Here is an 8,181-nt window from a genome sequence, read left to right on the forward strand (position 1 = left end):
CGCGACGGCGCGCAAGGCCGAGTTGAAGGCCCGCTTCGACCGCATCTTCAAACGCAGCACCGGCTTCGCCACGCTGGACCGCCTGCTGGCACGCCTTCATGCCAACAAGGCGGAATTGCTGCGCGTCCTCGACCGGCCGGAAATCCCGCTGCACACCAACGGATCGGAAAACGACATCCGCAGCCAAGTCATCCGCCGCAAGGTCAGCGGCACCACCCGCAGCGACCATGGCCGCGACTGCCGCGACGCCTTCCTCGGCCTCGCCAAGACCTGCCGCAAGCTCGGCATCTCGTTCTGGGATTTCCTGGGAGACCGCCTCGGCGCCGCTGTCGGAAACGCCGTGCCGGGACTCCCCTCGCTGATCGCCGCGCGCTACGCCGCCTGATCGCCCGGACTTTTGCCCCAGTTACCCTGCTTCCGCATAACGTCCTGTTTCCAATCGATTTTTGTGCGGCACCACATGGATGCCCGTGTCAAGCACGGGCATGACGGAGTGTGGGGCGGCGCCTGAAATTTAACCGGGCCGTCCTGGGCCAAGCCCGGCCAAGACGGGCAGAGGGCGTGTGCTTCAGCCTGGACCTGAAGGCCCCCCTGGCCCTTACCTGATCACCAGCCGGTTGATCAGCACGTCGATGCATTTGTCGCCGCCCGGTTCCTTGCGGATGATGTCGAGCGTGATGGCCTTGGCGGTGGCGGCGGGGTTGCCGCGATTGAATTCCTCCCACGCCATCGAGGCCATGGCGTGGGTGACCTTCTCGGCCACCTTCTTGTCCAGCTTGGCGTCCTTGACTTCCAGCGGATAGACCGCCGTCAGCTCAAGGATCACCATGTGGAACAGGCCGTCCTGATCCCAGAATTCCAGGTTGACCGATTGCAGCTTGACATAGGTCTCGCGCGGCTTGGCGCCGCTGCCGGCGGCCAGGGCCGGCAGACACGGCGCCATCAGGCAGGCGGCCATCAGCAGCCGGCGCCTCATCGCAGATCGTCCGATCCCAAGATGACCTGGGCCTCGGCCAGCTCGGCCCCCATCAGGCGGATATTGCCCAGCAGGGCACCGACGATGACCCGCACCCCCTTGGGGGCCTTCTCCAACTGCTCGGCCAGGCGTTCCTTGCCGATCACCACGCAGGCGGTCTCGTCGGTGGCGCGCGCCGAGGCCATGCGCGGCTGGTCGTCGATCAGGGCCATTTCGCCGAAGATACCGCCCTGGATGATGGTCCCCAGCAAGATGACGTGGTCCTTGACCGTCTTGAACACCTCGACCCGCCCATATTCGACGACATAGGCCTCGTGGCCGCGCTCACCTTCATGGAAGATGACCTCGCCGGCCCTAAACACCTTGCGCCGCGATTGGGCGATATCGTTCATGCGCCCCCCTGCCCGCCCCGCCGGGCCGAGAAGTTCTTCGGCACCAGCACGGTGTTCTGCACCGGCGCGATCACGTCCAGGCTGGGATAATCCAGGGTGTAGTGCAGACCCCGACTTTCCCGGCGCGACAGCGCCGAACGCACGATCAGGTCGGCCACCATCGCCAGGTTCCGGAGTTCCAGCAGGTCGTTGGTGACACGGAAGGTGCCGTAATATTCCTCGATCTCGGACAGCAGCAGCTTGACGCGGTGCTTGGCCCGTTCCAGGCGCTTGGTCGACCGCACGATGCCGACATAGTCGGACATGAAGCGGCGCAGTTCGGTCCAGTTGTGGGCGACCACCACCTCTTCGTCGGAATCGGTGACCCAGCTTTCGTCCCAGGCCGGGATCACCGGCGCCGCCGCCACCTTGCCCAGGGTGGCGACGATGTCCTCGGCCGCCGATTTGCCGAACACCAGGCATTCCAGCAACGAGTTGGACGCCATGCGGTTGGCCCCGTGCAGGCCGGTGCACGACACCTCGCCGATGGCATAAAGGTTGCCGACATCGGTGCGGCCCGAAAGATCGGTCAGCACGCCGCCGCAGGTGTAATGCGCCGCCGGCACCACCGGAATCGGCTGCTGCGTCATATCGATGCCGTATTTCAGACACTCGGCATAGACCGTCGGGAAATGGCTGCGGACGAACTCGGCCGGCTTGTGGCTGATGTCCAGATAGACGCACTCGCAGCCCAGTCGCTTCATGACGTCGTCGATGGCGCGGGCCACGATGTCGCGCGGAGCCAGCTCGCCCCGGGGGTCGTATTCGTCCATGAAGCGGGTGCCGTCGGGGCGCAGCAGGTGGCCGCCCTCGCCGCGCACCGCCTCGGTGACCAGGAAGGTCTTGGCCTGGGGGTGGAACAGGCAGGTGGGGTGGAATTGCGAGAATTCCATGTTGGCCACCCGGCAGCCGGCACGCCAGGCCATGGCGATGCCATCGCCGGTCGATCCGTCGGGATTGGACGAATACATATAGACGCGGCTGGCGCCGCCGGTGGCCAGCACCACCTTCTTGGCGGCGAAGGTGCGCACCCGGCCGCTGATGCGGTCCAGCGAATAGGCGCCGACGCAGCGGCCCAGACCGCCGCCCGGCAAGCTTTCGCGGATCAGATCGACGGCGTTGTGGTGCTCGAAGACGTCAGCCCCGGTCTCACGCACGCGATCGACCAGCGAGGTCTCGACGGCGCGGCCGGTAGCGTCGGCGGCATGGATGACCCGGCGGTGCGAATGGCCGCCCTCGCGGGTCAGGTGCCAGCTGTCGCCCTCGCGGTCGAAGGCGACGCCCTGGTCGATCAGCCACTCGATGGCGGTCCGGGCGTTTTCCACCACGAAACGGACGCTATCGACATTGCACAGCCCGGCCCCGGCATTCAAGGTGTCGGCGACATGGGATTCGGTGGTGTCGGCTGCGTCCAGCACGGCGGCGATGCCGCCCTGGGCGTACAGGGTGCTGCCCTCGGCCAACGGCCCCTTGGCCAGGATGGCGACGCGGGCGGAAGGCTTGGCTTCCAGCACGCGCAGGGCCAAGGTCAGGCCGGCGGCACCGGAACCGATAACGAGAAGATCATAGGACATGGCGACGTTCCCCATCCGTCAGGACCAGTCCAGGCCGATATCGACGGCCGGAGCGGATTGGGTGATGCGACCGACCGACACGAAATCGACGCCGGTCTCGGCGATGGCGCGGATGGTGTCGAGATTGACCCCACCCGATGCCTCGGTGCGGCAGCGCCCGGCGACCACAGCGACCGCACGGCGCAGCATGGCTGGGTCCATGTTGTCCAGCAGCACGATGTCGGCGCCGGCCTCGACCGCCTCGGCCACCTGGTCCAGGGTGTCGCACTCGGCCTCGACGTTGGGCAGGCCGGCCGCCTTGGCCGCCTTGACCGCCTGGCCGACGCCGCCGCACACGGCGATGTGGTTGTCCTTGATCAGCACGCCGTCATAAAGACCCATGCGGTGGTTCTTGGCGCCGCCGCACAAGGTGGCATATTTCGACAGCCGCCGAAGCCCGGGAATGGTCTTGCGGGTGTCGAGCAGCGTGCAGCCGGTGCCCTGCAGCTTATCGACATACTGGGCGGTCAGGGTGGCGATGCCGCTCATCAGCTGCAACAGGTTGAGAGCGGTACGCTCGGCGGTCAGCAGGCCGCGGGCCGGGCCTTCGATCTCGGCCAGCACGGTGCCGGCGGCGACATGCTGGCCGTCGGCGACCTTGGCGGCGAAGCGGGCTTCCGGCACCACCATGGCGAAGGCCAGGGCCGCCACCGGCAGGCCCGACACCACCATGGCGTGACGCGCCTGCATCACCCCCTTGAACTTGAGGCTGGCGGGGATGACCGTGGCCGAGGTGATGTCACCGGGGCCGACATCCTCGGCCAGGGCGGCGGAAATGACCCGGCGCGCGTCTTCGATATCGGGTTCAGGCCGCATTGGGCGCCCCCGACGACATCGGGACCGAGGCCGACAGTTCCAGCATGCGTTCCAAGGGCTTCAGCGCCTGGACCCGCAGTTCTTCCGGAATGGTGATGGCGGGGGCTGCATTCATCATCGCCAGATAGATCTTTTCCAGCGTGTTCTTGGCCATGAACGGGCAATCCGCGCACGAGCAGCCGCCATCGGCGCCCGGGGCCGGAATGAAGGTCTTGTCCGGCGCCGCCTTCTGCATCTGGTGAATGATGTGCGGCTCGGTGGCGATGATGAACTCGGAACCGGGATGGTTCAGCACGTAATCCAGGATGCCGCGGGTCGAGCCGACATGGTCGGCATGGGTCAAGATGGCGTCGGGGCATTCGGGATGCGCCGCCACCTTGGCGTTGGGGTGGCGCACCTTCAGCTTGATCAGTTCCTTTTCCGAGAACTGTTCGTGGATGATGCAGCTGCCCGGCCACAGCGTCAGGTCGCGGCCGGTGCGGCGCGCCACCCAGGCGCCGAGATGGCGGTCGGGGGCGAACAGGATCGGCTTGTCCTTGGGCAGCGAATTGACGATCAGCTCGGCGTTGGACGAGGTGACGATGACGTCGGACAGGGCTTTGACCTCGGCCGAGCAATTGATGTAGGTCACCGCCAGATGGTCGGGATTCTTGTCGCGGAACGCCTTGAAGGCGTCGGCCCGGCAGGATTCCTCGAGCGAGCAGCCGGCCTCGGCGTCGGGGATCACCACCACCTTGCCGGGCGACAGGATCTTGGCCACCTCGCCCATGAAGCGGACGCCGCAAAAGACGATCATGTCGGCGCTGGTCGCCGCCGCCTTGCGCGACAGGTCCAGCGAATCGCCGACGAAATCGGCCAGGTCCTGGATTTCGCCTTCCTGGTAATAATGGGCCAGGATCACCGCGTTCTTCTCGCGACGCAGCCGGTTGATCGCCTCGACCATGTCCAGGGTGGGGTCGATGTCGGCTTCGGTCAGGGCGCCGGGCGACGGCAGGATAACGGTTTCGGTCATGTGGGCACGGATCCTTGCTACGACGGCCTGGCGGGACGGCGCATTTCCTTTGGAATGATTAGTAAGACCGAATTTCCCCCCCAAGCGCAACTGCTGTCACGCCCCGAGCACGATAAACCAAACCACTATGCCCTAGGCAGGCATTCCAAATTTCATCGGTCCATCGCATGATCGACCTTCCTGTCTGGAAGGATCGCTCAAGGATGTCCGCCGCCGTGGCCAATAGCCAGCCGCTTGTCTCGCCGCTGATCGTCGTCATCGAGGACGAGGAATTCGTCCTTGCCGGCTATCAGACCTTGTTGGAAAGCTGGGGCTTCGAGGTGGTGGCCGCTGCCTCTGGCGCCGAGGCGCTGACCGCCCTGACCAGCAGCGCCAGGATTCCCGATTTCATCGTCGCCGATTACCGGCTGGGCGACGGGCTGACCGGCACCGACGCGGTGCAGCTGCTGCGCCGGTCGTTCGGCGACGGCATTCCCGGCGTGCTGATCACCGGCGACACCTCGATGGACCGGGTCCGCCATGCCGGCGAGTCCGGCCTGCAGGTGGTGCACAAACCGATCAACGGCCGCCGGCTCAAGGAAATCGTCGAACGCGGCCTTAGCCCGCACTGATCCCCGCCAGCGCCGCTTCCAGATTGGCCCGCATCGAGGTCTCGGCGGCGAAGCGGGTCAGCGCGTCGGCGGCCAATTTGTCGGTGTCACCCTTCAGCAATTGATCGACGTGATCGACGAAATCGGCCGGCGCGGGCGCCTCGCAATAGCGATACAACTCGCCCAGGCGGCTTTCGTCGAACCGCTCGGCCACCACCGCCGTGCCGGAATGCAGGCCGTAACAGATGCGGCTGGGGCTGCAATAGCGCACACCCTCGTTGCGCCTGATATCCAGGATCAGCCGGGCCCGGCCGACATGGTCGCGGCGCAGATAGTCGGGCAGCGCGCATTCCGACACGAACACGCTGCGGCCGCGGGCGCGCAATTGTTCGATGATCCGTTCGCGATAGGGGCCGGACGTCCCGTACAGCAGGCAGTCCTTATCCTTGGGCGCCACCGGGGCCGGCTCGCGCAGCGACGCGCAATGGCCGTAGGCCAGGAACTTGGCCCGTCCGCCCGGCACGCGGGTCTGGTACCAGTCGGTGTTGGGCAGCAAGGTCCAGACGAAATCGGCCAGCGGCAGGATGCGCTCGAAATTGGCCCGCCGCCACGGCTGCTTGGGATTGGCCATCACCGAGGCATCCTCCATGTCCTCGGTCCCCAGGATTCCCAGGCGCAGGCGGTCGCCGTGCGCCGCCTTGAAGGCGGTCAGTTCCTCGGTGAAGGCCGGCTGGAAGAACTCGACCAGCAGGTTGACGGCCGGGGCCGGAGCCAGCTTCTTCAAATCGTATTTGACGCTGTGCCCGGCCTCGACCAGGCCGGCGGCGATGGGGGCCAGGATGTCCTGCATGCGCAGGAAGTCGTAAGCGGTATGGTTGCCCAGAAAGATGTTGATCAGCATCAGCGCCGTCCGAACAGTTTCTCGATGTCGGCCAGCCCCAGCGCGACATGGGTGGGGCGGCCGTGATTGCATTGCCCCGACAATGGGGTTTGTTCCATCTGGCGCAACAGCGCGTTCATTTCCTGCACCGACAGCCGCCGCCCGGCCCGCACCGAGCCATGGCAGGCGATGGTGGCGCAGATATCGACCATCCGCTCTTTCAGCTTCAACGCCTCGCCCCATTCGGCCAGGTCGCCGGCCAGGTCGGCCACCAAGGCCTGGACGTCGCAGGCTCCCAGCAGGGCGGGAACCTCGCGCACCACCACCGCGCCGGGGCCGAAGGAATCCACCACCAGGCCCAGCTCGGCCAGCGCCGGCGCCGCCTCGGCCACCCGGGCGGCGGCGGCCTCGCCCAATTCCACCACTTCCGGCAGCAGCAACACCTGACGCTTGACGCCCCCTTCGGCCAGGCCGGCCCGCAGACGTTCCAGCACCAGCCGTTCGTGGGCGGCGTGCTGATCGACGATGACCAGGCCGTCGGCGGTCTCGGCAACGATGTAGGTGTCGTGCAGTTGTGCCCGGGCCGCGCCCAGCGGATAGGCCTGCTCGGGCGGTTGGGGGCAATATTCGGCCACCGGGGCCGAGGGCGGCATGTCCAGGCCGGGCAAGGATTCGGCAAGCCCGGTCCCAAGCGGCGCCTGTGCCCGCACCGCCTGGGCGAACGAAGCCGGATTGCCGCCGCCACCACCCGGGCGCCAGCCGGCGCCGATATGGCCAGGCCGCCAGCCGGCGCCGCCATGACTGACCGTGGCGGCGCGGTGGCCGGCCCCGGCCAGGGCATGGCGCAGGCCCGAGACGATCAGGCCGCGCACGGCGCCGGCCTCGCGGAAGCGCACCTCGGCCTTGGCCGGATGGACGTTGACATCGACCGCGTCGGGCGACAGCTCCAGGAACAGGGCGACCACCGGATGGCGGTCGTGGCTCATCACGTCCTGATAGGCGCCCCGGACCGCACCGACCACCAATCGGTCGCGCACCGGGCGGCCGTTGACGAACAGATATTGGTGGCCCGAACTGCCGCGGCTGTAGGTCGGCAGCCCGGCCCAGCCGGTCAGGCGAACGCCGTCGCGTTCGATATCGATGGGAACGGCATTGTCGTGGAAATCGCGGCCGATGATGGCGGCCAGACGGTTCAACCGCGCCTGGGCCAGGTCGCCCGCCTTCTCGGCCGCCAGCTTGACCAAGGCGCGGCTGCCGTCGGACAGGAAGAAGCCGACCGCCGGATGCGCCATGGCCAGCCGTTCCAGGGTGTCGATGGCGTGCGAAAGCTCGGTGCGGGCCGCCTTCAGGAACTTCAGCCGGGCCGGGGTGGCATAGAACAGGTCGCGCACCTCGACCCGGGTGCCGGCGCTGATGGCGGCCGGAACCGGGCGGCCCTTGGCGCCGCCTTCGACACTCAGGCTCCAGCCCTCGGCCGCGCCCCGAGCCCGCGAGGTGAGCGTCAGGCGCGCCACCGAGCCGATGGACGGCAGCGCCTCGCCACGAAAACCCAGATGGCGGACATGGACCAGATCGTCGTCGGGCAGTTTGCTGGTGGCGTGGCGCTCGACCGCCAGGGCCAGTTCGTCCGGCCCCATGCCGCTGCCGTCGTCGGTGACCGAGATCAGCGCCTGGCCGCCTTCGACCAGCACCACCTCGATCCTGGTGGCGCCGGCATCCAGGCTGTTTTCCACCAGTTCCTTCACGGCCGAGGCGGGGCGCTCGACCACCTCGCCGGCGGCGATCTGGTTGACCAGGGTGGGGGGAAGCAGGCGAATCGACATGGCCGCACTATAAGACGGTTCCGCCCGGGGCGGAACCGTC

9 protein-coding genes are annotated in these 8,181 nt (G+C 67.3%); 2 read left to right on the plus strand and 7 right to left on the minus strand.

Annotated features, from left to right (window positions below):
- On the plus strand, positions 1–385 hold a 385-nt coding region (locus A6A05_RS04640; RefSeq protein WP_156520901.1), incomplete at its 5' end, for an IS66 family transposase.
- A 213-nt stretch (positions 386–598) separates the two neighbouring features.
- Here A6A05_RS04640 and A6A05_RS04645 read toward each other — a convergent pair.
- From A6A05_RS04645 to nadA, 5 genes are read right to left on the minus strand one after another with little or no spacing between them, the layout of a single operon-like run.
- Positions 599–976, minus strand: coding sequence for a hypothetical protein (locus tag A6A05_RS04645; RefSeq protein WP_068497944.1), 378 nt, complete (start codon positions 974–976; stop codon positions 599–601).
- On the minus strand, positions 973–1,368 hold the full coding sequence (locus A6A05_RS04650) for a cyclic nucleotide-binding domain-containing protein (protein ID WP_068497946.1): 396 nt from the start codon (positions 1,366–1,368) through the stop codon (positions 973–975). Before A6A05_RS04650 ends, A6A05_RS04645 begins: the two co-directional genes overlap by 4 nt.
- Positions 1,365–2,981: an L-aspartate oxidase gene (gene nadB, locus A6A05_RS04655; protein WP_068497970.1), complete on the minus strand. Its 1,617-nt coding sequence runs from the start codon at positions 2,979–2,981 to the stop codon at positions 1,365–1,367. Before nadB ends, A6A05_RS04650 begins: the two co-directional genes overlap by 4 nt.
- A gap of 18 nt (positions 2,982–2,999) precedes the next feature.
- A complete protein-coding gene (gene nadC / locus A6A05_RS04660) occupies positions 3,000–3,836 on the minus strand; it encodes a carboxylating nicotinate-nucleotide diphosphorylase (protein WP_068497949.1) in 837 nt (278 codons plus the stop codon).
- Positions 3,826–4,848 (minus strand): quinolinate synthase NadA, encoded by a 1,023-nt coding sequence (nadA, locus tag A6A05_RS04665; RefSeq protein ID WP_068497951.1) that lies wholly within the window; start codon positions 4,846–4,848, stop codon positions 3,826–3,828. Before nadA ends, nadC begins: the two co-directional genes overlap by 11 nt.
- Before the next feature lie 203 nt (positions 4,849–5,051).
- Here nadA and A6A05_RS04670 point away from each other — a divergent pair, with 203 nt between their 5' ends.
- Positions 5,052–5,459 carry a response regulator gene (locus tag A6A05_RS04670; protein ID WP_068497953.1) on the plus strand — a complete coding sequence of 136 codons (408 nt, stop codon included), beginning with the start codon at positions 5,052–5,054 and terminating at the stop codon, positions 5,457–5,459.
- On the opposite strand, the gene A6A05_RS04675 is transcribed toward A6A05_RS04670, so the two are convergent.
- Both A6A05_RS04675 and mutL read right to left on the minus strand, forming a co-directional pair.
- Positions 5,446–6,339, minus strand: a complete 894-nt coding sequence (locus A6A05_RS04675; RefSeq protein WP_068497955.1) for a hypothetical protein — start codon at positions 6,337–6,339, stop codon at positions 5,446–5,448. The two genes, A6A05_RS04670 and A6A05_RS04675, sit on opposite strands and share 14 nt — an antisense overlap.
- Positions 6,339–8,141, minus strand: a complete 1,803-nt coding sequence (gene mutL, locus A6A05_RS04680) for a DNA mismatch repair endonuclease MutL (protein ID WP_068497957.1) — start codon at positions 8,139–8,141, stop codon at positions 6,339–6,341. The genes A6A05_RS04675 and mutL overlap by 1 nt, the downstream gene beginning before the upstream one ends.
- Positions 8,142–8,181: the final 40 nt, after the last annotated feature.

The organism is Magnetospirillum moscoviense (assembly GCF_001650635.1).
In the GTDB taxonomy this organism is placed as follows: Bacteria; Pseudomonadota; Alphaproteobacteria; order Rhodospirillales; family Magnetospirillaceae; genus Magnetospirillum; species Magnetospirillum moscoviense.